We start from the raw sequence: 26,971 nt of genomic DNA, 5'->3' as shown, positions 1-26,971 counted from the left end.
GAAAGCTAACTCAAAAGTTTGTTTTTTATTGTTGCTAAAATTTAAAAAATTACCCATTTGGGTGTGAAATAATATTTTAATTATCTAAAAAAAGAGTACTAAATAATATTTTTATGAGGCAGATTGTTATAATGATTCTTATGATGCATTTATTTACAGAATGCTATGCTCAAAAATATATTTCGCAGATTCCGTTTAAATATGATTATTCTTTAGAGCTGTTAAAGAAACAGTCTCAAATGAAAGAAACAGGTTTAAAAAACAAAACCGTTGTTAATGACAATTCAGAGAATTTGAGTGACGAAGTTCTCGCTCTAAAAGAAAAATACTCTATTATTCTGGCTGTAATGCCAAATAAAATTACCAACTACAAATTATACTCTTACATAGATCCTTGGCTGAATACGCCATATAAGGAGAAAAGCTTTTCTAAAAAAGGAATTGACTGTTCTTATTTTCTTCAGTCTCTGTACAGTGATGTTTATAAAGTTACGCTTCCTAAAGACCCGGCTGGAATGTGGAAATCAAAATCTATTCAAATTTTTACCGGTCGCAGTTTCCTTGCAGAAGGCGATCTGGTTTTCTTTAGATACGACAAAGATCATCCCATATCAGATGTTGGTTTGTACCTGCATAATGACCGAATTCTGGCTTGTACAGACAAAGGTCTGGCAATATATAATTTTAATGATGAATATTTTCAGTTACGATACATAGGCGCAGGACGAATTAACGAAGATGGAAAGAAAAAGTAAAAAAAGCCTTGAAGATCTTGCGTACGAAATTGAAAATATTTCGTATGATATTAGAGCGGAAGTGATTGCTAATGAGCTTCTTGAAAACAAAGCTGTGGTTCAGGATGAAATTACGATTTCGAATCACGGACAGTTTTCACGTGCCTACAGAAGCGATATTCTGGGAGCGGCAATTCAGGATGATAATTACGACAAACAAGAATATCTAAATATACGCTTATCTCGAGACAGTATGTATGACGCACTTCCGGAAGGTTTTGTGCATAGTCTGACCGAAAATAACTCTGATAAATCTGTAAAACAGATGATAAGGGAGCATAAACACCAGAAAAAGCAAGAGGCTGAAGCACGTGTTTTTTTTACTCCTTTTGAAAACGAAATTTTTCATTATCGGACTAAAATTGAAAGTGTTGAAAGGAATTTTTTGTATAAGCTGAACGGGAGTAAACCGTTAGATTTTTTCTATGATTTTTGGGGTTTATCACACATTTATCCAGAGATTTTAGTTTCAAAATTTATTCAGTTACTGCCGTATGCCTACAAGATAGTTGGAGATATTGATCTTGCCTGTAATTGTTTATCAAGCATTATAGAAGAAAAAGTAACCTATACAACAACAAGTTCTAAAGAATACAGCGAAGAAGCTGAGCAGATAAAGCTGGGTGAAAACAGGTTAGGAGTCGATTTTATTACCGGAAAAGATTATATGGATTATTCTATGAATTTAAGGATAGAAATAGGTCCTATAATGAACAAACCTTATCAGCATTACCTTAAAAACGGCGATATAAAAATATTTATAGATTGTTTTTGCGAACATTTTTTTCCAATGGAAGTAGAAGTAAAAACAGTGTTATTGATTAATGAAGAAACAGAAGAGTTTAATTTTAGTAAAGAACCTGTGTTAGGGTATACAACACGAATTTAGTAATGGTAAAAAAGCATTTATTAGCCCTTATTGATATTAGGCTTATTGTATTTTTAGTAGTAATTATAGCGGTAAGTTTTATACTTACCATGGTATTCAGCGATAAAATAAAAGAATTTGCGGTACAGTATAAAAGAAAGTTTTACATCTATGTTTTTTCATTTGTATTGATTTATGCCCTGGTTGGTTTTTTGGGCTATAATAAATTATTTACAGAGTTGTCAGACGAGTTTCGATTTTATCAAATTGCATCACTGCTATTCGGAATCCTTAATGTTTACTTGTATAGATGGTATTTTAATGAGTTTAATTTAAAAGGCGTTGTAGGTATCGAATTATTGTTTTCACTTTTAATAACACTTTATTCAAGTGTATTATTTGTGATTATTTATACTGCCTTAAACGGGATTGCACTGACGTTTTTAATGTGTTCTCATTTCTTGGTATTTATAGTACCGACAGGCGTTTATGCAGTTTTTAACTATATGATGCAGATACCTCCGAAAGAATATGTTACATGGAAAATTCCGGAAAGAAAAAATCCCTTTCCTGAGATTGAAAACGTTGAAATGAAAGATTTATTGTTGATTACCCTATTAATTCAGAAAAAAGAAACCGATACAAAATATACTTCTTTAAGATCCAAAGGTCCAGTAAGAATTGATTTTGGTGCACTGTTTTATCATACGGTTTCAGGATATAATGAACATAATGCCGATAGTAAAATTGATTTAAAAGAAAACGGCGAAAATTGCAGCTGGGTATTCTTTTTACAGCCAAAATGGTATCAAACGGCAAAATATGTAGATGCAAAATATACTTTGAGCATGAATGGTATTACTGAAAACTCAGTTATCATTTGTAAAAGACAAAAGATTAAAAAAGTTAATCAAACAAAAAAAGCAGAAGGAAAAGGAGAAGATTTTATGTTTGAACCAAAGGTTGAAAAGAAGGAAAAAGAGGCTGCAGTTTAATATTTTTTGAAATGTTATGTACTATATAGATAAACCTGAAAAGTCATCATACGACAAGTTTCGTATTTATAAAATCAAGAAAGGAGATACGCTCGAAAGTGTTGCCCGTGATCTTGGCATCGATGCTCAGGAACTTAGAAGGTATCATAATATGTACTGTGAAATTCCGGATTTAATAGAAGCTGATTTTAAGAGTTACTTAGAGTATTTGATTTTAGCACCCGAAAAATCTATTGAAGCTAAAAAGGAACAAACAGAAAAAAAATATCAGAAAGTTAGTTTAGCTAGTAATTATACACTGCCATTTGTTGCGGACAAAATTAATAATGATTACCAGGTTAACTATACAACTGTTTTTGGAGATGATGTAGATACAATAGAAATGAAAGTAAGTGTAAAATGGCTTGCTACTGATAGAAATAATTATCATTTATTTGAAATAAATAAAGGATCTATTTATGTCAACAATACCATACCAGATACAGTTATGGATGAACTGGCAGCTAAAACTGCTTCTGTTTTATATCCATTAAAGATTGTGGTAGATGAATCTGGAAAGTGGGTTGATATTTACAATTATGATGAAATAGAAAATCGATGGAAGGACACAAAAGAAGAAGTGCTGGATTATTTTGAAGGTGAGGTTGCAGAAAATTATATTGAATATACAGAATATGCTTTAGAAAATTCTGAAAGATTATTTGAGTCTCTTTCTTCAGATTATTTTTTAAGAGCTTTTTTTAACGGCATTTACGTTAGTTATACATCAAATTATTCGTTTCAAAACGAAGTCTTTTTTCCATTAGAGAAAGATGAAGAATCGAAGTTTGCGGTACAGCAGAAGATAGATTCGATTTTAGATGAATCAAATTTGGTAAAAGTAGAACAAAAAGGAGATTATGTAGATTCTGGAGGAGAAGCCAGTTTTGGATTTGACCCGTGGAAAGGAAAATTCAACGCTTCGTATTTTCTTGATGAACATAGTTATTGTATCGAAAAGATAAATTTAGAATGCAGTATCGAGTATGATGAACCAATAAAAGTTATCGTACAAATAGAATCTTTAAAGAATGAAGTAACTCAAAATTAAAGAGTTAAAAACAGAGTAGTTAGCGAATGTAATATTCATAAATGGTAAGGCAATGAGTGAGAAACATATAGTAGTTCAGGGAGCTTCACTTAAATGTAAATTTAGCGTAGAACCAAAAACAGATATATTAAAAGTAAAATCGCAGGATAAACATTATGCTAATGATAAAGATGCAGAGAAAAAACTCATTGCTACTGACAAAGAAATTGGGCAGACATTAGAGAAAAATACCTTCGGGAAATGCAAAATGCAGCCAAATGGAAGCGGAGATTATCTGCCATGTCAGGCCACAATTACTAAGTGGAGTGCTTTTTATGAAAAAGTAACCTTAAGTAATCAGGGAAAAATTCTGCTTGAAGACAGTAAAGGAACCTGTCCTATTGGAGGACCAGATTGTATAGAAGTAGACAAACACGGTCAAAAAGCAGAAGCGAGCAAACAAAATGCAAAAAAGGCGAAGCCACAAGTAAATAACCAGTTAAATCCGCTGGTTAATACATCAAAATTTCAAGAGAGTTTAGAAGAGAGTGATTCTATTTGTAAATAAAATAAAATAGTATGTCAGATTTTAAAATAATTGGAAATCCGGATCCTGTTGTAGGTAAGGAAGAATTCTACTCAGTAAATACTTTTTTACCGAGTATTCTGCCTTTTCAAAATTCAGCTTCTAGTAATAGTTTTGAACAGCCAGTAAAATGGGAAATATATATTCTCGAAAATGGAAGATGGCGCAAGACTAAAGAAAATGATAAAACAGGAAAAAGAATCTCTTACACCTTTCTTCAAAAAAGTTTAGAAAGAAAAGGAATCCGCATTCTGGCAAGAAGAGGAGAAGATGTGGCACGTCTGAATGTAACGACACATCCCGCCGAAAAACCAAAAATTGAAAGCATAGAACTGCTTGATAAAAACGGACAAAAACCAGGAAAACCACTTTCATACGGACAGACTTTAAAAGCAAGGGTTCACTGTCTTCATATGGAAAAACACAAAGTATCTGTTACCTTATGGGAAGATGATGCTATTGGTGCCGGACATAACAAAGCAAATGAAAATAATCTAATACAAACTCTTTCAGGAGTTGTTGCAAACGGTAAAGCAGATGTTGACTTTTTGCTGAGACCAAGTTTTGCTAAAATTGCAAAACAAAATGGGCCGGAAGAAGGTAAAATTCACGAATACTATGTTACTGTTGATTTTAACAAAGATAAAATTGCAAGTAACAACGTAAACGTAAATGATCTTGAAGCTCCTGTAGCGCCTTTTAAAGGTAAAGTTCCGGTACAGCAGCAAGCACCTGCTAAACCCAAAGCTTCTCTACCACAGCCGACACAGCCAAAAACTAAAGCACCAGCCACGGGATCTTCATCAGCGCCAAAAGTTAAAGCAGAAATTACCAGAGTACATATTACAAACTCTGCTAAACAGCCTATAAAAGGAACTCACAAGGAAAAAGAAATTATCGTTTGGGTTGACTCACAAGGTTTGATTGGAAAAGAGATCCGTTTTAAATTATATGATGAAGATTATTTAAGTAATGATTTATTAGTTGATCAAAAATTTAAGATTACTGGCGATATATTTCCAATTACTGTACAACTAGACAGGATATTAAGAAGCAAAGGAGGGATTTCTGGAGAAGGTGCAGAGCAGGAATTGTTTGCTGATGTTGAAGTTATACAAACTAGTATACATAGCAAAAGTGAAGTAGTTGATGTAGATGCTAAAGTTTTTAAACCAGATCCTGTTGATTCAACTAATAAGGTTGCGAAGATTGGAGAAGGGGATAAGAGCAGTATTAAAGGTAAAGGAGAGTGTTATTGCGGTAAAGATTTTGAAGAAAAAGATGTTAAAAAGTTAGTAAAACTTTTAAAAGGATCAGAAATTATCTGGGAAGGAGCTTATTTAGGAAAAAAACATATAGATTGTAATATTAGCGATAAAACGTTTGTTACTCTGACAAAGTCATTAAATAGTGCTTTTAAAAAATATAGCATATACTCCTGTATTCAGAAAATACATTTTCTTGCTCAAGTTTGTGAAGAAACAGGAACTTTTGCTTTGTCTGAAGAAACAGAAGGTCAGCATGACTCTAGTAAAAGCATATACAAAGGTCGAGGAATATTACAACTTACAGGAGTTAAAAAAAAGGGAGAAAAATTATATAATGGAGAAGGACCTTATAAGGATTATGCTGATTATATAGGAGATCCAGATATTGTTAAGAAACCAGAAGTTGTAGCTAATAATGTGAATTATTGTATTGATAGTGGTGCATGGATATGGAGTGTAAATAAGAGAATGCCCTCAGATAGAAATTCAGAAGCAGTGAAAAGATGGGCAAGAGAAACAGCAGGAAAATCACTCAATGAGTTAGCGGTTTTTGGTGATAAATATTTAGAATTGATTTCTGTTTTACTTAATGGAAGAAATAAAGATAAAGGAAATATGCCTAATGGATGGGAAAATAGAAAGAGTATGTATACTAAACTAAAAACAGTCTTCTTTCAATATCATCTTTATCATAAAGATGACTCTAAACCAGTATTGCCACAGGGTATTATTACATATAACATATATTCTGACGGAAGGATAGAAAGAAATACTCCAAAACAAATCGAGTCTGGTTTTGAAAAGAAATATAAGTATGTTTATCATGATAAAAAGAATAAAGAACATGAAATATGTATTGTTGATTTTGTAACTGCTCAAAATTGGGTTGTTGGTTCAAAAGAAGATGGAGGTAAAGGCTGGGAGAAAAGAACTGCAGGAGGAAAAACGCGTTACTATCAAAAAGGTAATGGACAGGTTGAGCTAGTAAAAGTAAACCTGCCAATATATCATAGTGAAGGTGATGTATTAATTGATGTTGGTGATAACACAGATAGGGAATATTTAAATCCACGTGCTTTTGCATCCATGCTGGGAGCTTTAGCTGAATGTGGTTATTCGGATTTTAATTTTAATGGCTCTACTTCCCTAGATGGAACAGGAGCACCAAGTGTAACCCATGTAAATGGAGTCTCTTTTGACTTTAGATATTTAAGAAAAGATAAGACGGGTAATAACCTATATATTAATACAGATCCTAATTCTTTGGATGTAGAGAGACAAGAAAAATTTATCGATGCTCTTATAAAATTTGGTTACTCTCAGTTCTATAGTTTTAACATTAAAATTAAAAATCAAAATTTTATACTTAAAAATTCAACTCATTTAGCTGATCATCACCACCATTTGCACATTCGAAGAGAGGGATATAAACCAAATTTTAAAGAAACAAAAGAATAGTTATTATGAAAAAAATTTATATAGTTCTGGGATGTTTGATTTTATTTTCTGCATGTACAAAGCATAAAGAAGAAAAGAAAACAACCATAATTAAAAATGAAAATATTGTTGCGAAAAATATAGTAAACGATGAACCCGTTGGGTTAAATGATGATTGTTCGTCAGATCCAATAGAAACACTTATTACTGAATATAATGGTATTAGTTTTTATACTGATAATACTTTGAGAGGAACAGGTGTAGTTCAGTTATTAGTAGATAAGAATGTTAATATTCTTAATGAAGATAAAAGTATATTTGGAAGTATATTATTAAGTAATAATGAGTTGGAACCTTATGAAATAAAACTTACTAAAAAAGTTATTGCACGAGAAGTAATTCCAGATATTGAGCATAGAATCTTTAGCTTCGACGCAGAACAACCTGAAAACGATAAGGACTTTTTAATTATCTATATAAATGGCGAAAGAAAATTGATGGAGAAGAAAAATAATAAATATAAGTACAGCTCATGGGAAGAGTATATAAAAGCTGGATTTATTCATCTTACTCCCAAAATAGATAATTGTACAAAAGATGAACAGATGTATTATTATAAAGTTTTGAAAATTAAGAACGATTCGATGCAGATTAAATCTGTATCCAAAACTAGTTGTGATTATGTAGAGGAATATAAAGATGTCACAAAATGGATTAAATGGAAAAACGATTCTTGCAAGTTTGTCATGTTTGATTTTTGTTATTAAAATTTATTGATATGAAAAATTTAATTGTTTTTTTTATAATTATTATTTTTTTCTCTTCCTGCAAAAAAGAAATTAAAAACACTGTTTCTGTAGGAGATAGAAATACGCAAACTGAAACTTTGAATTCTGCTTCAAACAATAACTTACAAGGTTTTTATAAATCAGATAAGGAAGTTTTTTTAGGGGATTCTGTTTTAGCAATAAAAAACTATTTTGAAAATTTAAATAATAATACAGGATATGTAATACTAAAAAAACAAAATGAATTATATCTAAAGAATTATTCAAATTTTTTAAATAATGATATTCCTCAAATTAGTTCTAGCACAAATATCAAACTTAAGTTTGAGAAACAATTATTTAAAAGTAAAAATGAATATAGAATTGTGCTTTATACATTTTTAAATGATAAAAAAATTGATTCTGTTGAGTTTTATAGAAATGTAACAGCTTTAGAGTACGAGCCAAGTAGTTACACAAATTTGTCTTATTTGAATTTAAAGAATGGCAAAATTTGGCAGATTAAATATTTTTCAAGTCCAGTTGATAAGTCCATAGGTTATATATTTTACGGAAGAAAGGAGATACTTCAAAGTGGAAAAGTAGAAACGGATTCATTGTACTATCTCGATGAATCTCTAGATGTCGAAATGGAGAAAAATAAATTGTATTATAATTAGAAATGATTCTTAATAAATAAAAAAGATAATTGTAATTAAAGCTCCTTGACATATTGAAAAGAAAAGCCCCAGCTAGCAGGAGTTTTACGCTTTTGTTAGCTGAGGGAATTAATAAAAAAAGATGAAAAATATAATTTCTTTAATAATTCTGTTGCTAGTTTCTTGTACTGGAAAAACAGACAGCAAAAAAAATAATTTAGGGAATTCTAATGATTCAAAAGATGCCCCTTATAATTTAACGGATTTAGGAGATGGTAAAAAGTTTAATTATGATACTTTGTCTGTAGATTATATTAACAGGTTAAAAACAAGCCTCATAAACAATAATTTTAAATTTCCAGATGAACAAACATTTAAAAAAAGAACTCTAGAGGTTTTTAAAATAAATTTGTATGATTATAAAAACAATATTATTGTTTTGAGACCAGCAATGTTTACTGAAATAGCAATCAAAGAAAGTAAATTTATCTTAATTGAAGATGAAGAAACTGATGGTATTAAAAATGCAGTTAATGAAAACCTTGAACTTTATTATAATTCTTATGTATTCTATGAGGATAAAATCGCATTTAATTGGTTGAAATCTCGTTATAAACAGCAGTTAATAGATTTAGTTGTACAATATGGTTATGATTCTGATAAAGAGTTAGTGAGATTTGTATTTAAAAATTTCGATTTTGATGATAGCGTTTCATTCCATGATTTAATTTTTACATACGATGTAAAATCTAAAAAGTATATTTTAAGAGAAAGTATTCTAAATGATATTGAAAGTATTATCTATAAAGGAACAGTTGAAGGCTATACAGAGGCAAAAGAAGGTAATGGTTATAACAGTTTTTCTGATATAATTGAAAAAATAAGAAGTAATTCAAACAACTATTTAGATGCAGAAAAATACATTGCTTTCTTATATGAAAAAGATTTAAGAGTTGGTGTAGTAGGTCATATAGAATCTAATTTAAGTAAGAATACAAAGTATAAAACTTTTTTAAAGGAAAATAATTACTTTAATCTTAAGAGACTTCAAGATTATGTAGAAAATGTTTATGGAGGAGATTCAGATTCCGATGAAGTAAGTAAGATTTTTAAAATCTCCGACCCAGATGGATTTACGAATCTTAGAAAAGAGAAAAATTCTTCATCAGAAATTTTACAAAAAATAAATAATAATGCAGAAGTTGAAGTATTAGATGATTCAGGTAATTGGTGGCTGATCAAAACAAGTTCTGGAAATAAAGGATATGTTTATAAAACTAAGATTAAAGTTGAATAATATAAAAAAGCATATTTGCTCCTTGACATATTGAAAAGAAAAGCCCCAGTTAGCAGGAGTTTTATGCTTTTGTTAGCTGAGGAATAATAAAATAGAATAATATGAGAAAAAAAGTTTTGAGTCTACTACTATTAAGTTTATTGTTATCATGTAAATCTCAGGATAGTAAAGAAGATTTTAAAGGTACATGGATAGAGGTACAAAAAAGAGGTAATGAATTTTTGATTATTGATTGTGGATATAAAGGTGAAGACATAAAAATTATTAATGATTCAATTTTTGAGAATGGTATAATGGAAAGTACTAAAGCAAAGATTGATCATATAAAAGAAGATGAAACAGGAGTATCATTGTTTACAGACAAAACGGAAAAATCATACTATAAATTTTTATTTGTAAATAAAGAAAAAGGTCTTGCCAAATGGGAGATTAAAAATAATGATCTGCCAATTGTTATTAAATATTTTATAAATGAGGTTAATGCTGATAAAATAAAAAAAATAAAAGGCACAAATGATGATTGTATAACCAATGATGATTTTGAGGATGACTCAAGTATTAATCAAACGAAAGATTTTATAGAAAATTATAAAGCTAAATACAAATCAAAAAAATATAATCTAAGAATAGAAAAAGATTGTGATCTGAATATGGATGGTCAAATGGATAAGATTATAATTTTTGAACCTTCTGAAATAGCTGACAATAAACTAACAAAAGAATCGCCCGTTTGTGTTTTTATCAAGAAAGGAGAGAATTATGATGTTTATGAAAATAAAAATATTATTTACACTTCTTTTTTAAATTCAATGGCAGAAGGTCTTCAAAATTTAGTAGTTAAAGACAATTATTTCACATTCGAAGAAAATAATCAAGCAGGAGAGGTTAGAGGTAATGACTATATAACATTTAAGTATGACTTAAAATCGAAAGAAATTGTATTGCATAAATATAGTATTGAATTAATTAGTGTTGATGGAGAAAATGATAAAACCTTCACTTATGATAATACTGTATTTAAGAAAATACTTTTCAAAGATTTTGATATAGATGCTGTAAAAGAAAAAATAGAACTCAAATGAAAGTTTCTTTAAATATTTCATGATTGATAGTAACGGAATAATAAGTTAAAAAGAAAAAAATAATAAGATATTTCGAAAAAATATCTTTTAAAAATATAATTGAAAATTAGATAGGCGAGTTTAAAATCCGGCTCAGTGCGCGAAATTGTTACTATTTAACCCGAAAAAGCTTGTTATAATTGATGAAATCAAAAGAATAGCACATAAAAAAAACTAACCACACTAAAAGAGATAAACAAAACACTCTCAGTTCAAAATAAAAAATATAGAATTATGATAGAAAAATTAAATCATTTTCCCGTAAACTGGATTGATGGGATGAAGATAAATAAGAGTCATTTTTTATCTATTCAGGACAACGTTTCTGAGTTGGTAAATGATGCAATTGGTATTCATACCACGCCTATAAGTTATGGTCTGCTGGATTCTGGAAACCAAAATAAAGAGGCCACAAAAATCACCTTAGGAATTGATAATCACAAACTGCTTCGTGTTCGTGTAGAAGAATGCCACGCCATAACACCAAACGGATCCAGAATTGAAATCAGTAAAAGTAATACTGATACATTAGACCTTCAGGTTCCGTATCCTGAAGATACTTATGAAATAAAAGACGGCGAACAATTGGTTTTATTGGCCTGTATATCGGTTAATTCAAAAAAGAGAATCCCTTTTGGCGAGCCAGATCCAGATGAAGTACCGCCAAGATATCCGTACACACAGCCAGAATACAAACTTCATTTAATTAAAGCCGAAGAATTCCGTTCAGGAATTGGATATGGAGGTTTCTATCTTGCTATTGGTAAAGTTCTTATTGGAGATACAACAGTTTTAGATGAAGATTATATTCCGCCTTCTGTAACAGTGGCTTGTCATCCAAAATTAGTAGATATACAAGCACAAATTGCACGTTCTTTTGGTCAAATTGAAATTTACTCAGTTCAGATTTCTCAAAAAATAAACAGAGGACAACAGGCAGGAGTTTTGCCTCAAACAGTAATGCAGCTGGCAGATAATACAGGATATTATTTAGGAAGCTGTTTAACGCAATTCCGCTGGTTTTCAATGCACCAGCATCCAGCTTCAATGTTAAGTACGGTTGTAGCATTTGCCAGAGTGATGAAGAATTTTATCGATTCAAAATCGGGAGCTGGAAAAGAAGAGCTGCTAAATTATTTTGCCGAATGGTGTGATATTTCACAAGGAGATCTTGAAATAATGTTTACCACTCTTATAAATGCCGGTTACGATCACGTGCATATTGATAAAACTGCTACGCTTGTAATAAATGCTTTAACGAGAATAGAGAAACTATTCGAAACACTGAATAAACTGGATTACATCGGTAAGAAAAAAGAAAACATCGAATTGTTTGTTGCCGAAACAGAGAAAAAAGACATCGTTCATAATCCAAAACGTCACGGTTTCTTTATAAAAGATTAAAAAAATAAAATAGTAATATAAAATTATGGAAGTATTAAATAAACAAGAACGCCAGAAAGCATTTATCGCTTTTTTAATTGCCTTTACCCTGACATTCTGTGTTATGCTGATTGCAGTTTCGTTCAACTTTTATATGCCCGTGGCAGAAAATAAAATGTTGAAAGCAGAAAATGAAATGATGAAAAGAGAATACGATTATCAAACTAATTTTTCGGTAAAAATTGACAGTATCAGAATGACAATAGACTCAATCAATTCGCCAAAAGTTGATAATGATTTTCAGCAGCGTCTGGCAAATGTTATGATTGCGAATATTTATCAAAAAGTGCCAAAAGACACAACTGAAAACAAAAAATTATATAACAATGTTATTCTGGCCTACAAGAATATTATTGATTATAAAAAACAAATTAGAAGCCTTACACACAATTCGCACTTAATAGACAGTTTGAACCAGTCGGCTAAAACATACAAAGAAGAATTAGAAAAAGTAAGCAGAGATCTGGATGTATGCCGTCAGATTTATCAAAATCAATAATTAGAAATTTAGAGTAAAGAAATCAATAAACTAATCATTTAAAAATTTGAAATTATGTTGTCAAACTATGGAATTGGAGGTAATGAAGTAAAAATTGATGCAGATGAAGCGATCACTGCAATCCCTCAGAACAGAACACTTGTTGCTCAAAAATTAACAGTAGATGCTCCTGTAAAACCAGAATTGGTAGAAGGAATTACAAGTATCGAAAAAGCATTTGAACATTTTAAACCAGAAGTAAAAGTAAATTTTGAAACTGCTGATGGTGCAACTAAAGTTGAGCCTTTAAACTTTAAAAACTTAGGTGATTTTGGTATAAAAGGAATTACAACACAAAGCAGTTTTTTATCTGATCTTGAAACAGAAAAAGATCAATATCAAAAAATTATCCGTCAGTTAAAATCAAATAAGATTTTAAAAGCGGCTTTAGAAGACGGAGAAGCAAAACAGGCTTTGTTAGAAAGTCTTGGAGCACTGATCAACGAGTTAAAAGAAAACAAATAAGAAATTAAAATATTTTAGATATGTCAAGCAAAGAAGCATATAAAGGTGATCTTGATACAGCAGTATTAGAACCAAAAGCAGTAAAAGGAATTTCAATTGAAAAAAATGTTGAAAAACTGGCTAAATACGGCGGTTTTGATTTATTAGAAATGGCAATTGAAGGAGTTCAAAACCTTAACCCGGATAGAAAAGCAAGAAGAAAAATCTTTTTAGGTGAAGTAAACAAAGCAAAAGAAAGAGAAACTCTTTTAAAGACTTTAGAACTTTGGTCTTCAGTTTTAAGCAATAATGAAGCTTTGACTGATATGGTGGCACAAAGTGAAGATAAATGCAAAGAATCTGAAGCTTTGCTTCAAAAAAACCTTGCTAAAGCTGTTGAAGATACAAGAGAAATTGAAGCTGCTTACAGAACACTGGCTTTATTCTTTAAAAACACAGAATCTGACAAAGTAAAAAATGTTACAATTGTAAACGCAGAATTAGATCAGTTAAAAGACCTTGATAACACTCGTTTTATTGATGCAATTCACTCAGAATTAGTTGATAATTACGATCGTTTAGATCTTAAAAATAACTACGGTATTTTGGTAATTCCAGGATATTTAGGATCTAACAAAGTGATTGAAAAATGGGCAAAAATTGCGCATGAAAACAAAGTAATGTTAGTTACAGATTTCGAACATCTTGATGAACCGGATGATGTAATGGAAATGTTTGATGCTGCTTCATTGACTGGAGGAGATGTTTATCGTTCTAACGTAATCATGACTTGCAACTGGCTTGTTGGCCGCGGCAGATTTGATCAAATTGGAGAAAACGAAGATTTACACGTTGCGCCTTCGGCTGCATTAGCAGGAAAAATATACAAAACATTAATGTCTCAGGTTACTGCAGGTAAGAAATTTGGAGGAATTAATGAAGTTGACGGAGTGAAATTTGATCTTAAGAAAAGCGAAATCGCTAATCTTGAAAACTTAGGATTAGTTCCGATGGTAAATGAATACGGAAAAGTAATGGCTTTTTCTGCTAAAACATTATTCAGCGGAGATAATTTAGGATTGCAAACGTACTCTGTAGTTCGTGTTTTTGATTATGTGACTAAAGTATTAATGGATTTCCTTAATCGTCGTGCTTTCGAAAACTTTACTGCTAAAACACGTAAAGAGATTATGAATCAGATCGTTGCTTTCCTTGACGGAATCACTGGTCCGGATAAATTAATTGAGAATTTTGAAATCCGCAGATTTGAACAAGATCCAATTCAAAAAGACAGAATTTATATGGATATCCATATGAAACCTTATTTCCCTGCTAAAAACTTCCTTATTAAAATGGATGGTCACAAAGGTGACGACGGAACAGAATGGGATACAGATTACGAACAAAAATAATTGTACAGTAAATTCAAAAAAAAGGAAACACGCTATATGTGTTTCCTTTTTTAAACAAAACATTGATCTTTTGAATGATCAAACCAAATAATTCAAATTCATGAACGTACTTAAAATTTTACTTTTAGTCGGTTTGTTTTCAATTTCAAATTCGATTAAAGCACAAAAAGTAAATCAAATTGATACTTTAAGCTGCCCTATAACGCAAAACGATTTATTGCTTTCAGGAAAGTTATTTGCAAGTGCGGCACCAATTTTACTTCGTGTTTATAATGAAGATTATGAATATGCTGTTTTTCAGTTAGGAAAAAGAAGAGGCAGTATTTATTTATATTTTAAAATTTTCACAGATAATGTCTGTGTAAAACAAGAACAGCCGTTGGAACTCTATTTTAAAAATGGAGAAATGTATATCCTTAAAAATACTTTTAAGGTAAATTGTGATGGAATCGCAGCCCTTGAACTTACGCGAAGAGACATAAAAAAATTAATGTCAAATAATATCAATACCATAAAATTTTTCACATTAAAGAAGGACTATGAATTTAGCCCGACAGAAGTTGATAATCAAAATATAAAGTTTTATCTGCACTGTTTAAAACTCTATAAAGTGAGGAAAAAAAGATAATTTTTTAGTCGAAAGAAACTCAAACAACACTCAAGTATAATATCAAAAAAATCAAAATATGCCATTTCCGGAATTAAACCTTTCATTAGGACTTACAGATAACGACGGTTCTGTTTTTTATGCAGGAAGCGGAGAAGGAAAAGTGATTGTAAGAACAGATTCTGCGCTAAAAAAACACAGTATTAATATCATTATCTCAGAACAGCAGATTGGATCTGTGTATTTGAAAACTCATTTTGAAGGTGCCGAAATTCCTGCTGAAATTGAAGTGCCGACTTATCAAATGATTGTTACAGATGATAAAACAAACGAAAAAGAAATTTATAAAGTCACCCGTGATACTTTTTTCTATAAACAGCAGACAAAGAAAAAAGGATTGTGGCGTTTTTTTGGACTGAAATTTTTAGCACCTAAAAACTTTCTTTTTGAAAACATTCCTTTCGAACCTTTAAAAGAAGAAATGGAAACCTATGACATTTCCAGATATAGGAAATTAAATAAAGATGAACTCACTTACAGCTTTCAAAAAGACGAACAAAACATTCAAATTTTTGCTGGTGATATAAATACGCTGAAAGTAGAAAAAGGAATCAGCTATTTTGTAATTGTAGATGAAAAAAAGGGACAGCGTTTCATAGGCGACATATTATACAGAGAGAAATTTCTAAAACTTACGCCTTCGGTAAAACTGCATATCATTAAGCGCAAACAGGTTTCAAAAGAAATGGAAACCGATAAAAAGGGACGTACAGACAGATTGATTTATATTTAATAAATACCAAAATATGAAAGGAGCATTTTACAAACTGCCTATAGACTTTAACAGCGTCATGCAAAAAAAGGAGCTGGAAAAAACATCAATAGAACACTCTATCGCACAGCAGATTATTTTATTGGCTACAACCACATTTGGAGAATGTAAGTTTGATGAAACGTTTGGCTCAAAAATCTGGGAGATTGATTTTGATTTGCTGATGAATGAAAATACCCTCAAAGAAATCATTTCAAAAACAATGAAACAATCGCTTCTTTTTCATGAAAAAAGAATAAAAGTAAATGAACTGAAGGTAGAATTATCTGAAACAATGTATCTGGTTGATGATGTGAGCAGAGCTAAAAAGAAAGTTGATATTATAATTGAAGCCACTATTAAAAGTACAAACAGAGATTTTGATTTTAGAGGCTATTTTTTCGTTGGGCCTTTATCATATAAATAGATTTTTAGTAATATTTTTATATCATTTTATTTGAAAATCACAGTTTTTAATTTGTTAAATACTTGATAATTTGATTCTTATATATTGTAAATAAAATTTTATTAAATAAATTATTATAATAAGATTTTATTTATATATTTACAGCATAAATAAATAAATTAATAATTAAAAATTTTTCATTATGTCGTTTTTAACATCATTAACAGTAGCAGGAAAAGATTACAAAGTATTAAACGTAAGTTATGATTTAGCTCAAGAAACAGATGCTTCTGGGCGTCCATCTACGGTAACACGCGGAGGAAGAATCATGATCGAAGTTGAATCAACTGGAAGTACTGAATTATTTGAATGGATGACTAACAATTTCGAAAGAAAAGACGGGTCAGTAAAATTCATCAAACGTGATTCAAATGCTACTTTAAAAGAGCTAAAGTTTACAGAGGCTTACATGGTTAAGTACAAAGAAAACTTTGATCATAACAGTGAAAATCCATTAACTGAAACTTTTATGATTTCTGCTCGTAAAATTTCGATGGGTGGAGGAGAATTTGATAATGCTTGGGTATAATCCTTTGGACTTTATCAATCTTAATTAAACAAAAGGGAGTCCGATAACTGGACTTCCTTTTTTGTTTTCTATTTTGAAATATCCGGTCTTCAATTCGTAAAGCACTGGATTTTCGCACTTCCTAAATTAATCATCTAAACAAATCTACAAATGAGTTTTTTATCTAAATTACATATAGACGGAGAAGAATATAATGTTCTTGAATTTAATATTGGTTTTAAACAAGAAATTGATACAACAAGTAAACCTACCGGTAATGCAAAAGGCGGGGTTATAAGAATGATTATTGAAGCAAGTCAGAATAGCCATTTTTTATCATGGATGTTAAATGGTGATTTAACCAAAGACGGAAAAATTGTTTTTTACAGAAGAGATGCTTTAAGTAAAATGAAAGAACTTACGTTTACTAAGGCATTTTGTGTCGGTTATGATGAACAGTTTACAAGCACTACCGAAATACCAATGAGAATTACTATGGAGCTAGTAGCAAAAGAATTGACTTTTGGCGACGCTAAATTCTCAAACAATTGGATTGCTTTAGATTAATTGTTTAAAAGCTAATTAAAAACCCCAAGGACATCATTATGGCACATTTTTCAGAACAAGTACATATAACTATAGGAAGTTTTACCCAAAACGTTGTTTATTATGATTTAAAGCTATCTCAAAAAATGGCCGATCATCATCATTTTTCTTTTGTTTGGCAATATACAGGTAAAGCCGTAATTAACCCGGCAGATCAGGCTAAGGCTCTTAGAAGCTATCTTGGAGACGAAGTAATTTTTACTTTTAAAAGTCTTACTGGGATCAGATTAATGAGCAAAGGTATAATTACTGAACTTTCATCGATTGATGTTGATGGAAGTCCGGCAGGATTACACGTTTCTGGTGTAAGTCACAGTATTGTTATTGATGATATGAAAAAATCAAGAACATTTAAAGACCGCAGTATGGATGATATCGTATTGGGGATTTTTGCTGAAGGACCGGGAGAATTTTATCAAAGAGATTCTATTAAATCGACTTATCTTAAAGAATTTAAAAATCTTTTACAATATAACGAAACTAGTTTTGAATTTTTAAAAAGAATAGCAGCACGTTATGGACAATGGTTTTATTTTGACGGAATGCGTATGCAGTTCGGACAGACAAAAAGCAGCCAGACCAAGCTTATAAATGGAGCTTCATTACACAGCTTTAAGATACAAGCTAATATGGCTTCACATAAAATTTCGCTGAACGGTTATGATTATAAAAATGTAGCAACTTTTCGTGAGTCAGCACCTAAGACTTCATCTGGAAGTAAAGACAGCTTTGCCGCTATTGTAGGTTATAATCAAGGAACTGTAGCAAATTCTGATTTAAATAATGGGGCTTATACCGCAAATGCCACAAACAAAGACGAACTTGATGAAATGATAAAACTGCAGACTGCGGGCAGTGATGCCAACAGTGTTTATTACAGCGGTATTTCTTATTTTCCAATTGGTCTTGGACAGGTATTTACAATAGTAAACCAAACAGTAGCACATGAATTAATTGCTATTGAAGTTGTACATCATTCTCAGGTGCATGGAAATTATTCTTGTGAGTTTAAAGCAATTCCTGCAGATGTGTCAGCACCACACTATACAAATGTATTTGTTTATGGCAAAGCCGAAACACAGCCTGCACAAGTAAAAGATAATAATGATCCTGAAGGATTAGGACGTGTAAGAGTAGAATTTTATGGTGCAAGCGGTACAGCAGTTACAGATTGGATAAGAATGGTGCAGCCTTATTCTGGTTCAGGAAAAGGATTTTATTTTGTTCCTGAAATCGGAGAAGAAGTTTTAATTGGTTTTGAAGGCAATAACGTCCAGAATCCTTATGTAATTGGTGCGCAGTATAACGGACAAGATTCAAGTGGTTATGCAGATGCACAGAATAACATTAAAGCGATTCATACGAGAAGCGGTCATGTAATAAAATTCACAGAAGATGAGAGCATCTTAATTGCTGATAAGAACGGTAATGAGATACTATTGGATACTGTTGGAGGTAACATAACTATTACAGCAAACAACACCATTGATCTAAACGCACAAAACATCAATCTTAATGCTTCTCAAAATATTACTGCTAATGCAGGAATGAATATTACAGAAAGTGCCGGAGCCGACAAAATGAGTATTGTAGGTATGATGCTTAATACTACTGTAGGAGGTGATCATATGCTTAATGTTACAGGAAACTTCATGGAAAACATTGAAGGAAATCTTGAATCTCATACGGCTAAAGAAAGACAGGAAGTTGGAGTTAAAGGAATTGATACAAGCAGTGAAGGAGGGATAAATAAACACTCTAAAAAAGAAATGCAAATTAACAGCGCCGAAAAATCTAAATCTTACTAATGTATGAGCAGGGTTAGATTAGTTGGAGGTACTATAACAAAAACTACAGGCGGCGATCACAATATATATTCTGATGGTAATATTGTGTATAATTCTGGTAAAGTTGTTACCGAAACAAGTGATGCAGGGATTACTTACGGAGAACCTAAAAGTTCTCCACCTGTTTCAAAATTACATTTCGTTGACGGCTGGTGGGCTTTGGATAGAGAAGGACAGAAAAAAATAAAAAGAGCAGTACCAGGTATGACAGTTTTTTTTCATTTAAAAACTAAAGAAATCCCTAATGGTAATGCAGTATTTTTATCCTTGTTTGATGAAGACAATCATGAAAAAGAAGAAGGTCCAAATAAAGATGGCAGGAAAGATAAAGATGATGCGATTAAATTAATTAATACAAAATCAAAAAAACAAGTTCTTGTTGCCAAAGTAACAGATAATAAAATAGTACAAGAAATAAACTTAACAGGTTTAGGATCATTAATTGCTGAAGAACAGGATAAATGTTTAGAACTTTATTTTCGCTGCAGTTATAAAAGTGAAAATGTTCAATATCCAGCAGACAGGAAAAATTATCTGGAAGTAGGTTCCATAGTCATTGACCGCTACAAAATGCCTGGATTAAACAGTGATGGCTCAAAGATTGCTGACGATATGACCTACGGAAAAGGTGTAAAGCATATTGGAGAAGTATATTCTAAGGATGTCCTTGAAAAATTTAAAAAAGAGTATGAAGAGGGAGGTTTTGATAATCAAAAGCATGCCTCTTTTTCACATCAGGACAATGTCGAAAATAAAGCCAAATACAGCAAAGAGGAATGCTATAAGACTAGTTACAAAGTTAACATTCCAATTATAAAGAAATTAATTCCGGAAATTTCAACAGGTTTAGATGTACGATTATTTGATAAACTTTCTACAGAGAGTTTGTTTTGGGATTTTGAGCAGACAGCAACTTTATATTTTGCTTCTGGCGAGTTACAAGGAAATATTGAGCGTATGATTGCTAAATTCAAAAAAAATGAAGGTGGTGTTTATGAAGATAGAATATTAACTAAATATGTAAGTGATAATCCGAATACAAAAAAATATTGTATGAATGTTGAGGATTATATTGCAGAACAGTTAAAGCAAAATGTGGCAGATTTGAAAAAAGCAGAAGATGCTAAACCTTATTTCGGAAGTCCTGAAACCATAACGAGAAATCGAAAAACGAAGAATAAAGAGTATTTTACTAAACCAATGTATTCTTATGACAATTTAAGTAATGTAACAGGTGGTTTAACTATTGCTTTAAATGATATTTGGGCTGCAGAAGTACTTTTACAAGAATTAAAATTTGATAAAGACAACTATACAGGAAAATATCAAGTAACTCTATGGGATCATTTTGGACTTGATTTACCCGATATGGAAAAAGTTTTTAATATTATACCAAGTGTTGGAGAAACTTTTGTAACATGGTTTGTTTTACAGCATTTAAGAGGATACAAGCCTTTTATCACTAAAATGACTTTCGAAAGAACATTTTCAGGTAATATTAAAGAAGGTAAAAAAGAAAGAACAGACAAAAGAAAATCTGAAGAACGTGCAAAAGCACAAAAATGGGCAGAGGAAGAACGAGCAAAAATGATGAGGGGGCCAAAATTTTAAAAAAGAATGAAAAAACTATTTTTTTTAATAATCATAACAGCATTTTTATCTTCTTGCCATGAGAAGAAAGTTACGTTTGTAAATTTAGAAAAACACAGCGGAGAAGGTTTTTTTGACAGAGGAGATCGCGAAGGAGAAAAATTTATTTATAAAAGCATTTTAGTAGAGAATGCTCCTCATGGAGATAAAGAAATACTAGATATGCTTATTAAATATAAAAATCAAAATTTGAAAGATGCTGCTATAAACAAAGATGCTTATTCATTTACTGTTTTTCTTTACGAGAAAAATAATTCTACATCCTATTTCATTGAAAATGCAGATGATCCAGGTGGACTAACAAGTCAGGTTTTACAAGATTACTATTCAAAAAATGGTATTGGAGAAATTACGATTGATAAATGCGGAAATGACAAAGATTGGACAGCCAAAATTTCGTATTTTGATATGCAAAGAAATTTAAAAGATACTATTTTATACAATTGTAAGAATGATAAAAAGTAAAATCGTCCATGAGTTTTAATCACTTTTAAAATAATTAAATCTCCCCAAAGTAAATATTAAATTAATTGAATTAAAATTACAGACAGATCCATTATGAGCAGAATAAGATTAGTTAGAGGTACTATAACAAAAACTACCGGAGGTGATCACAATATTTATTCTGAAGGTAATATTGTATATAATTCTGGTCAGGCTGTAACCGAGACGAGTGACACAGGAATTAAGTACGGAGATCCGAAAGATATCCCTCAAAGAAAAAATGATGATTTTGATATTACATTTGAATTAGATAAAAAAACAAAGTCAGTTGTTCCTTTGGGTATTTTAGATTTTAAGAATAATGCAGAAAATCCTTATTTCTGCTTTAAATTTGGTTTAAAGAAGACATCAATTGATTCTTTAAATTTTCAAATAATAGGTGAAAATGATGAAATTATTTATCAAATGACCTACTTACAAACGATTATAGTAAAAGCTTCTGAACTTCCTAAAATCTTTTCAAATATACCCAAATCAACACAAGAACCAATTTTATCTAAAATTTGGGATTTTCAAAAAATTTATAATGAATTTGCATCTTCACCAGGTGATTACACTAAAGAAGGTGAATATGTTATTCATTGGGATGGTTTTGATAATAATGATGTTTATGACAGCACCAAATTCAATAATAAGAAGTTAAAGGCTAGAATTACGGCTACCAAAGGTGATAAGCAAAAAAGTTTGACAATAGATTTTTCTACTAATTATACTCAAGTACAATGGACTGACGTAAAAATTGATAGAAGCAAGAAACGAATTGATATAACCTTAAGAGTAGATTTAAGGGATGGTGGTACAAAAGGTTTGAATTGTTATACTTATAATTTACCTGAGGAGTCAAGTTATGAAACGTTTACCCCGACTACAGGAACTGATCCTCTTAAAGGGTATAAAACAACTATTTGCGATTGGGATAAAATACCGGCTTCGGAATTAAATCCTGCACAACCGGTTTTAAAGACTAGAACAAAATCTTTTGAAGAATTAAAAAAACTTGCTTTTGAAGGTCTGGAAAGATATTGGGGAAGAAATAAAAATAATATTGTTGGTAATAATGTAAATATTATTGATTCTTATGAAGTATTTATAAAACCAATTGATACTACTAAAAATGCTCTAAATTCTCTACCGTTGGTGTATAATACTAATGGAGGATGGATGCGGTCAGGTAATCCTGGAGCAAGCTATGATGATGGTAATTTAGATGATGATTTGTTAAATGCTCTTCCAGATTTAGGTGTAATACAAAGATTATCTTATAATGCAGGATATATTAAACATGATTGGAAAAATGATGCTCACAACGGATGGCGCTATCATATTGAAAAAGATTCAAATACGTATTATGATGAAGTTTCAAATTTTAAAGAAACAGCTGCTCATGAATTAGGACATGAATTTTTACAAGCCTATGCAGGAACAGCATTCTCATGGCAGCACAAAGGAAGTTCATATTATTTACCTCAAGATACTAAGCCTATAAAGGGAGATGAAACCTTTTGGGGTAAAATGACTCATATGGATGAAATGCCTGAAACTTCAGGAGAATATTATCCTAAGAATGGTGAAATAGACCTAATGAAATATTATAATACTACTGATAAAGCAGGGAAATTTGTTGCAGGGGCTGATTTAAAAAGAACAATTGCTGCAGAAAAGGACGTATTAGGTCTGATATGGTTAACAAAACTTAAAATACAATGATTTATACTTTATTGATTATTCTGTTGTTAGAAATTATTTTCATTTATTTAAAAAAATGGCAGACTAAAAGAAAGATTTTAATAGCAATTTGTACAGTAATCATTACAGTGATTATATATGTTGTTTTATTAGCAGTACTTTGGAATTCATCGACGGATAAAAGAGAAGATATTCAGCAGGTGAATGAATATCAAGTGCAAAACTTTAAAACAATTTTGTTCAATAATCAGTTTAATAAAAAAGTGTATGTAATTATCAATTTTGAATACACTAAAGATGAGATAAAAAAAAATAATTTAAAAATTGTTGATTTTTATAATAAAACAGATTCTATACTATTAAAACCAAACGAAAAGAATAGCATTTTCCTGCCAGTTTACAATAATACATTTGTTCGATTTCCAATAAATTTTAAAGTTACAATCAAAGATTCCGTATCTAAAGTAATTAAAAGTTATGATGAAGAATTATTTTATAAAGAATCAAAATCAGAGCCAAAAATTGAAAAAGTACAAGAAAAATACAAATCTGACGAATGGGAATTAATAATTAAATAGTTGCTGATTGAAACAAATATTATCAATTTTATTAGGAGTAATTCTTATTGTTCTTGGATTTCGTTATATCTTTTATAATATAAAAGATTATAATCATAATGAGAGTTGTAATTCATCTGAATTTATTGCAGATGGCGGAAGAATTTATATTTCTTTTTATAGAAATATAAGTAAAACGAAAATGGTAAAAAACTTTCAAATAATCTTAATTGGAAAAGATGGAAAAGCTAAGAAAGTAGAATATCAAAGAATTAAAGATTCAGACACTAAATATTATATCGAATCTAAAATTTTAAAGTCGGATACTCTCATAATTGAAACAGAAGGAGATAAGAAATACAAATTTTTTGATTTTAAAAATACTGCATCAAAAATTAACGCAGGAAAGAATAGAGGCGAATATTATTGTAATCTTTATTATAAGAGTATTCCTTCTAACAAAGATTTTGAAGATAGTTCTGAGAATTTCGATACTATAAATGTTTTTCTGGAGTAGCTTTTATACGAAATTTTTAAAAGCGGACAGTGAAGGTTATAAAGAATTATTTTATAAAGAATCAAAATCAGAACCAAAAATTGGAAAAGTACAAGAAAAATACAAAGCTGACGAATGGGAATTAATAATTAAATAGTTGCTGATTGAAACAGAATCAAAAATATATACTACTGCCAGTTTTAATGATGCTGATAAATTGCACCAAATTACAAAAATGTTATAGTGGATACGTGTATGATGAAACTTCAAGAAAACCAATAAACCGAGTATTTGTTAAGGAAAATTTCAGTCAGAATTTCAAATCTACATTTAGTAATGAAAATGGATATTTTAAGATTGAAAATAATTCAGAGTCTATAGGAGACTTAATTTTTATTTGTGATGGTTATAAAACAGATACTATTGTTACAGTTCGCTCACAACATGGCGAAAATTTAAAGTATAGATTTATTAGAAAAGAATCTGACACATTGTATATGCAAAGAATAAAAAAATGAGACAAGATCGAATAAAAGACAGAGTGCTAAAAAGAGCGGCTAGATCATGGGGCTTTTCTGATGTTGAGATGGAAACATCATTTGATCCTGTTGTATCAATGATGCTTAATGCATTGTCTTACGAATTAGAAAAAGTAGCCCACGAACTCGAAGACTCTAAAACAAGAGTTGTAGAAAGAGTTCTGGAAATTATGTTTCCTGAAGTTACAGCAGGAGTAAAACCTGCACGAGCCATTTTACATGCTTTACCAATAGAGAATGGTATGAAAGTTTCATTGCAGAACCAAATGTCGGCAAGTCGAAGAATTCATAATATTTACAATCCTTTAGCACCAATTACTAAAGAGATCGCTTTATCGCCAACGTTAGAAGTAAAGCTGTCTTCGGCAGAAATAAAATATGTAGCTTATGAACGCAATTTGTTCGAAATTTCGAATCTTTTTTATAAAGATGCCATACGAGATTACAAACATTCACTGCCTTCAGGTGTTGTGTTCTTAGGAATTGAATTAACGAATCCGAAAGTTGAAGAGATAGAAGATTTAATGTTGTATATCGACATTAAAAATACACATCAGAAAGAGATGTTTCATTACTATTTAAAGCAAATGAAATGCTTTCAGGATGATGTGCAGATTACAGTAGAAGAAGGCTATAATGTTCCTGTAAACAATATAGACATTGAGAATATTATCAACCGTAATTACACACATTTGAGTGAAATTATGCAGGAGGTAAATGAATTTTATTTTGATAATTTCTATACCCTGAAAGGTTCTTTAAAGCACAAAGCAATTAATGAATACAGTGAAGAATATAAATATTTTGAAGCTGTAACCAGCGGAAATGACAATCCTATTATTTGGGTAAAAATGATTTTCCCGGAATCGCTGATTCCTCAAATATTAGATAACGTTTCTTTTACAGCAAATTGCTTTCCGGTAATCAACAAAAAGAAACACATTATAAATAAAACGCTTGGTAACTTCTTATCCTATATTGCATTAGAAACAGATAACAATATTTATCTCGATGTTGACACTGTTATCGATGGATTCAATAATCATTATGAGATAAAAGAATTTAAAGATGGTGTAATTGAAGAAGGAAATGCTGTATTACGAACAGGCGGAGTTTCCAGATTCGATTCAAGAAGCGCATCAGAATTGCTTCAAAATGTATTAGACTTACTAAAAGACGAAAGTTCTTCTTTTGCTGGTTTAGGTAAAGATTTTATGAACAGCTCTTTAGTCGAAATCAATCAGCTCTTAGCTTCTGTAGAACAGCAGGCAAGAGAAAGCAGCTTTTCTAAAAATAATGATCCTTATTTAATGATTAAGCCAAAGTTTGATGAATCTATAGGAAAATCATTTTCTATACATTACTGGTCAACATGTGCCGAAGAAGGAAACGATATAAAAGCAGGAACAGTTTTAGAGGCCAAAGATGACATGCTTTTTGTAAGCAAAGAGTCGGTGCTGATTACAAATACTGTTGGCGGTATGAACAAACAGAATAACAAAGACCGTATTTTAGCGTACAGAAATGCTTTGCTGACACGCGGCCGAATTGTAACATTTGCTGATATAAAAGCTTTTGGATTTAATCATTTCAAAAGTTGTATAACAGACATTAGAATAGAAAAAGGCACGCGAAAAGAAATATCTGTAAAAGCTGGTTTCAGTCGTACAGTAGATATTCATCTGCAGGTAAACCCTGTTGAAAAAGATTATTTATCAGAAACAGAATGGGATTATTTATGCGATAGTTTTATGAAACAGCTCAAAAACAGATCCTCAAATGTGTTTCCTTATCGAATATTTGTAAATTAAAAAAAACGCTTCTCAATCGAGAAGCGTTTTTTTTTGTTATTTTCTTTAATATACTCTCTCAATATTTTTTTCATCGAAAGAAATGCCGTCACAATTTTATTTAAACAAGAATTATCTTCATAATAAAAAATCCCTATTTCCTTGTTGTCAATAAAAAATCAAGGCACTGTTATTTGGCGCTTTAA

At 30.7% G+C, this 26,971-nt stretch carries 27 protein-coding genes; all 27 read left to right on the top strand.

The features are described from left to right. Positions 1-113: 113 nt before the first annotated feature. The 27 genes from FJOH_RS17000 (at position 114) to FJOH_RS16870 (ending at position 26,786) form a co-directional block, all read left to right on the top strand. A complete protein-coding gene (locus tag FJOH_RS17000; RefSeq protein ID WP_044047808.1) occupies positions 114-755 on the top strand; it encodes a C40 family peptidase in 642 nt (213 codons plus the stop codon). Continuing rightward, positions 739-1,683: a type VI secretion system baseplate subunit TssG gene (locus tag FJOH_RS16995; RefSeq protein WP_012025263.1), complete on the top strand. Its 945-nt coding sequence runs from the start codon at positions 739-741 to the stop codon at positions 1,681-1,683. Before FJOH_RS17000 ends, FJOH_RS16995 begins: the two co-directional genes overlap by 17 nt. Before the next feature lie 2 nt (positions 1,684-1,685). Continuing rightward, entirely contained in the window at positions 1,686-2,657 is a 972-nt protein-coding gene (locus FJOH_RS16990) for a TssN family type VI secretion system protein (protein ID WP_012025262.1), read from the top strand. Positions 2,658-2,673: 16 nt separating this feature from the next. Further along, a complete protein-coding gene (locus tag FJOH_RS16985; protein WP_012025261.1) occupies positions 2,674-3,747 on the top strand; it encodes a LysM peptidoglycan-binding domain-containing protein in 1,074 nt (357 codons plus the stop codon). Positions 3,748-3,799: 52 nt separating this feature from the next. Then, on the top strand, positions 3,800-4,294 hold the full coding sequence (locus FJOH_RS16980; RefSeq protein WP_012025260.1) for a DUF4280 domain-containing protein: 495 nt from the start codon (positions 3,800-3,802) through the stop codon (positions 4,292-4,294). 11 nt (positions 4,295-4,305) lie between these two features. Beyond that, complete coding sequence (locus FJOH_RS16975; RefSeq protein WP_012025259.1) at positions 4,306-7,038, top strand: hypothetical protein; 2,733 nt, start codon at positions 4,306-4,308, stop codon at positions 7,036-7,038. Between the two features lie 5 nt (positions 7,039-7,043). After that, positions 7,044-7,784: a hypothetical protein gene (locus tag FJOH_RS16970; protein WP_012025258.1), complete on the top strand. Its 741-nt coding sequence runs from the start codon at positions 7,044-7,046 to the stop codon at positions 7,782-7,784. 11 nt (positions 7,785-7,795) lie between these two features. Beyond that, positions 7,796-8,464: a hypothetical protein gene (locus FJOH_RS16965; protein ID WP_012025257.1), complete on the top strand. Its 669-nt coding sequence runs from the start codon at positions 7,796-7,798 to the stop codon at positions 8,462-8,464. A 121-nt stretch (positions 8,465-8,585) separates the two neighbouring features. After that, positions 8,586-9,740, top strand: a complete 1,155-nt coding sequence (locus FJOH_RS16960) for an SH3 domain-containing protein (protein WP_012025256.1) — start codon at positions 8,586-8,588, stop codon at positions 9,738-9,740. A gap of 101 nt (positions 9,741-9,841) precedes the next feature. Further along, complete coding sequence (locus FJOH_RS16955) at positions 9,842-10,822, top strand: hypothetical protein (RefSeq protein WP_012025255.1); 981 nt, start codon at positions 9,842-9,844, stop codon at positions 10,820-10,822. Between the two features lie 273 nt (positions 10,823-11,095). Continuing rightward, complete coding sequence (locus tag FJOH_RS16950; protein WP_012025254.1) at positions 11,096-12,265, top strand: hypothetical protein; 1,170 nt, start codon at positions 11,096-11,098, stop codon at positions 12,263-12,265. A gap of 25 nt (positions 12,266-12,290) precedes the next feature. Continuing rightward, positions 12,291-12,803 (top strand): type VI secretion system TssO, encoded by a 513-nt coding sequence (gene tssO, locus FJOH_RS16945; protein ID WP_012025253.1) that lies wholly within the window; start codon positions 12,291-12,293, stop codon positions 12,801-12,803. 54 nt (positions 12,804-12,857) lie between these two features. Continuing rightward, positions 12,858-13,307 (top strand): hypothetical protein, encoded by a 450-nt coding sequence (locus FJOH_RS16940; protein WP_012025252.1) that lies wholly within the window; start codon positions 12,858-12,860, stop codon positions 13,305-13,307. 20 nt (positions 13,308-13,327) lie between these two features. Continuing rightward, positions 13,328-14,698, top strand: coding sequence for a DUF5458 family protein (locus FJOH_RS16935; RefSeq protein ID WP_012025251.1), 1,371 nt, complete (start codon positions 13,328-13,330; stop codon positions 14,696-14,698). 100 nt (positions 14,699-14,798) lie between these two features. Continuing rightward, on the top strand, positions 14,799-15,326 hold the full coding sequence (locus tag FJOH_RS16930) for a hypothetical protein (protein WP_012025250.1): 528 nt from the start codon (positions 14,799-14,801) through the stop codon (positions 15,324-15,326). A 58-nt stretch (positions 15,327-15,384) separates the two neighbouring features. Then, positions 15,385-16,098, top strand: coding sequence for a hypothetical protein (locus FJOH_RS16925; RefSeq protein WP_012025249.1), 714 nt, complete (start codon positions 15,385-15,387; stop codon positions 16,096-16,098). Positions 16,099-16,111: 13 nt separating this feature from the next. Beyond that, on the top strand, positions 16,112-16,543 hold the full coding sequence (locus tag FJOH_RS16920; RefSeq protein ID WP_012025248.1) for a GPW/gp25 family protein: 432 nt from the start codon (positions 16,112-16,114) through the stop codon (positions 16,541-16,543). A gap of 181 nt (positions 16,544-16,724) precedes the next feature. After that, positions 16,725-17,111, top strand: coding sequence for a type VI secretion system tube protein TssD (tssD, locus tag FJOH_RS16915; RefSeq protein WP_012025247.1), 387 nt, complete (start codon positions 16,725-16,727; stop codon positions 17,109-17,111). Positions 17,112-17,261: 150 nt separating this feature from the next. Next, a complete protein-coding gene (gene tssD, locus FJOH_RS16910; RefSeq protein WP_012025246.1) occupies positions 17,262-17,657 on the top strand; it encodes a type VI secretion system tube protein TssD in 396 nt (131 codons plus the stop codon). Between the two features lie 38 nt (positions 17,658-17,695). Beyond that, the gene (locus FJOH_RS16905) at positions 17,696-19,504 is read left to right on the top strand and encodes a type VI secretion system Vgr family protein (RefSeq protein ID WP_012025245.1); all 1,809 of its coding nucleotides are present in this window, start codon (positions 17,696-17,698) and stop codon (positions 19,502-19,504) included. A gap of 3 nt (positions 19,505-19,507) precedes the next feature. After that, positions 19,508-21,154: a DUF3289 family protein gene (locus FJOH_RS16900; protein WP_012025244.1), complete on the top strand. Its 1,647-nt coding sequence runs from the start codon at positions 19,508-19,510 to the stop codon at positions 21,152-21,154. A 6-nt stretch (positions 21,155-21,160) separates the two neighbouring features. Beyond that, positions 21,161-21,658: a hypothetical protein gene (locus tag FJOH_RS16895; protein ID WP_012025243.1), complete on the top strand. Its 498-nt coding sequence runs from the start codon at positions 21,161-21,163 to the stop codon at positions 21,656-21,658. Positions 21,659-21,751: 93 nt separating this feature from the next. Then, positions 21,752-23,404: a hypothetical protein gene (locus tag FJOH_RS16890; protein WP_012025242.1), complete on the top strand. Its 1,653-nt coding sequence runs from the start codon at positions 21,752-21,754 to the stop codon at positions 23,402-23,404. Further along, the gene (locus tag FJOH_RS16885) at positions 23,401-23,961 is read left to right on the top strand and encodes a hypothetical protein (protein WP_012025241.1); all 561 of its coding nucleotides are present in this window, start codon (positions 23,401-23,403) and stop codon (positions 23,959-23,961) included. The genes FJOH_RS16890 and FJOH_RS16885 overlap by 4 nt, the downstream gene beginning before the upstream one ends. A 7-nt stretch (positions 23,962-23,968) precedes the next feature. Beyond that, positions 23,969-24,457, top strand: coding sequence for a hypothetical protein (locus FJOH_RS16880; RefSeq protein WP_012025240.1), 489 nt, complete (start codon positions 23,969-23,971; stop codon positions 24,455-24,457). Between the two features lie 143 nt (positions 24,458-24,600). After that, positions 24,601-24,954 (top strand): carboxypeptidase-like regulatory domain-containing protein, encoded by a 354-nt coding sequence (locus FJOH_RS16875; RefSeq protein ID WP_123875728.1) that lies wholly within the window; start codon positions 24,601-24,603, stop codon positions 24,952-24,954. After that, positions 24,951-26,786, top strand: coding sequence for a type VI secretion system baseplate subunit TssF (locus FJOH_RS16870; RefSeq protein WP_012025239.1), 1,836 nt, complete (start codon positions 24,951-24,953; stop codon positions 26,784-26,786). Before FJOH_RS16875 ends, FJOH_RS16870 begins: the two co-directional genes overlap by 4 nt. Positions 26,787-26,971: the final 185 nt, after the last annotated feature.

Origin of the sequence: Flavobacterium johnsoniae UW101, from assembly GCF_000016645.1 — a bacterium.
GTDB classification, from domain to species: domain Bacteria; phylum Bacteroidota; class Bacteroidia; order Flavobacteriales; family Flavobacteriaceae; genus Flavobacterium; species Flavobacterium johnsoniae.
The sequence above is the reverse complement of the archived record's forward strand: the minus strand, read 5'-3'. Positions and strand labels throughout refer to the sequence as shown.

Bases quoted from the DNA above. Each gene is read 5' to 3' on its own strand.
- FJOH_RS17000 (WP_044047808.1), top strand. From the start codon at position 114: ATGAGGCAGATTGTTATAATGATTCTTATGATGCATTTATTTACAGAA.
- FJOH_RS16995 (WP_012025263.1), top strand. From the start codon at position 739: ATGGAAAGAAAAAGTAAAAAAAGCCTTGAAGATCTTGCGTACGAAATT.
- FJOH_RS16990 (WP_012025262.1), top strand. From the start codon at position 1,686: ATGGTAAAAAAGCATTTATTAGCCCTTATTGATATTAGGCTTATTGTA.
- FJOH_RS16985 (WP_012025261.1), top strand. From the start codon at position 2,674: ATGTACTATATAGATAAACCTGAAAAGTCATCATACGACAAGTTTCGT.
- FJOH_RS16980 (WP_012025260.1), top strand. From the start codon at position 3,800: ATGAGTGAGAAACATATAGTAGTTCAGGGAGCTTCACTTAAATGTAAA.
- FJOH_RS16975 (WP_012025259.1), top strand. From the start codon at position 4,306: ATGTCAGATTTTAAAATAATTGGAAATCCGGATCCTGTTGTAGGTAAG.
- FJOH_RS16970 (WP_012025258.1), top strand. From the start codon at position 7,044: ATGAAAAAAATTTATATAGTTCTGGGATGTTTGATTTTATTTTCTGCA.
- FJOH_RS16965 (WP_012025257.1), top strand. From the start codon at position 7,796: ATGAAAAATTTAATTGTTTTTTTTATAATTATTATTTTTTTCTCTTCC.
- FJOH_RS16960 (WP_012025256.1), top strand. From the start codon at position 8,586: ATGAAAAATATAATTTCTTTAATAATTCTGTTGCTAGTTTCTTGTACT.
- FJOH_RS16955 (WP_012025255.1), top strand. From the start codon at position 9,842: ATGAGAAAAAAAGTTTTGAGTCTACTACTATTAAGTTTATTGTTATCA.
- FJOH_RS16950 (WP_012025254.1), top strand. From the start codon at position 11,096: ATGATAGAAAAATTAAATCATTTTCCCGTAAACTGGATTGATGGGATG.
- tssO (WP_012025253.1), top strand. From the start codon at position 12,291: ATGGAAGTATTAAATAAACAAGAACGCCAGAAAGCATTTATCGCTTTT.
- FJOH_RS16940 (WP_012025252.1), top strand. From the start codon at position 12,858: ATGTTGTCAAACTATGGAATTGGAGGTAATGAAGTAAAAATTGATGCA.
- FJOH_RS16935 (WP_012025251.1), top strand. From the start codon at position 13,328: ATGTCAAGCAAAGAAGCATATAAAGGTGATCTTGATACAGCAGTATTA.
- FJOH_RS16930 (WP_012025250.1), top strand. From the start codon at position 14,799: ATGAACGTACTTAAAATTTTACTTTTAGTCGGTTTGTTTTCAATTTCA.
- FJOH_RS16925 (WP_012025249.1), top strand. From the start codon at position 15,385: ATGCCATTTCCGGAATTAAACCTTTCATTAGGACTTACAGATAACGAC.
- FJOH_RS16920 (WP_012025248.1), top strand. From the start codon at position 16,112: ATGAAAGGAGCATTTTACAAACTGCCTATAGACTTTAACAGCGTCATG.
- tssD (WP_012025247.1), top strand. From the start codon at position 16,725: ATGTCGTTTTTAACATCATTAACAGTAGCAGGAAAAGATTACAAAGTA.
- tssD (WP_012025246.1), top strand. From the start codon at position 17,262: ATGAGTTTTTTATCTAAATTACATATAGACGGAGAAGAATATAATGTT.
- FJOH_RS16905 (WP_012025245.1), top strand. From the start codon at position 17,696: ATGGCACATTTTTCAGAACAAGTACATATAACTATAGGAAGTTTTACC.
- FJOH_RS16900 (WP_012025244.1), top strand. From the start codon at position 19,508: ATGAGCAGGGTTAGATTAGTTGGAGGTACTATAACAAAAACTACAGGC.
- FJOH_RS16895 (WP_012025243.1), top strand. From the start codon at position 21,161: ATGAAAAAACTATTTTTTTTAATAATCATAACAGCATTTTTATCTTCT.
- FJOH_RS16890 (WP_012025242.1), top strand. From the start codon at position 21,752: ATGAGCAGAATAAGATTAGTTAGAGGTACTATAACAAAAACTACCGGA.
- FJOH_RS16885 (WP_012025241.1), top strand. From the start codon at position 23,401: ATGATTTATACTTTATTGATTATTCTGTTGTTAGAAATTATTTTCATT.
- FJOH_RS16870 (WP_012025239.1), top strand. From the start codon at position 24,951: ATGAGACAAGATCGAATAAAAGACAGAGTGCTAAAAAGAGCGGCTAGA.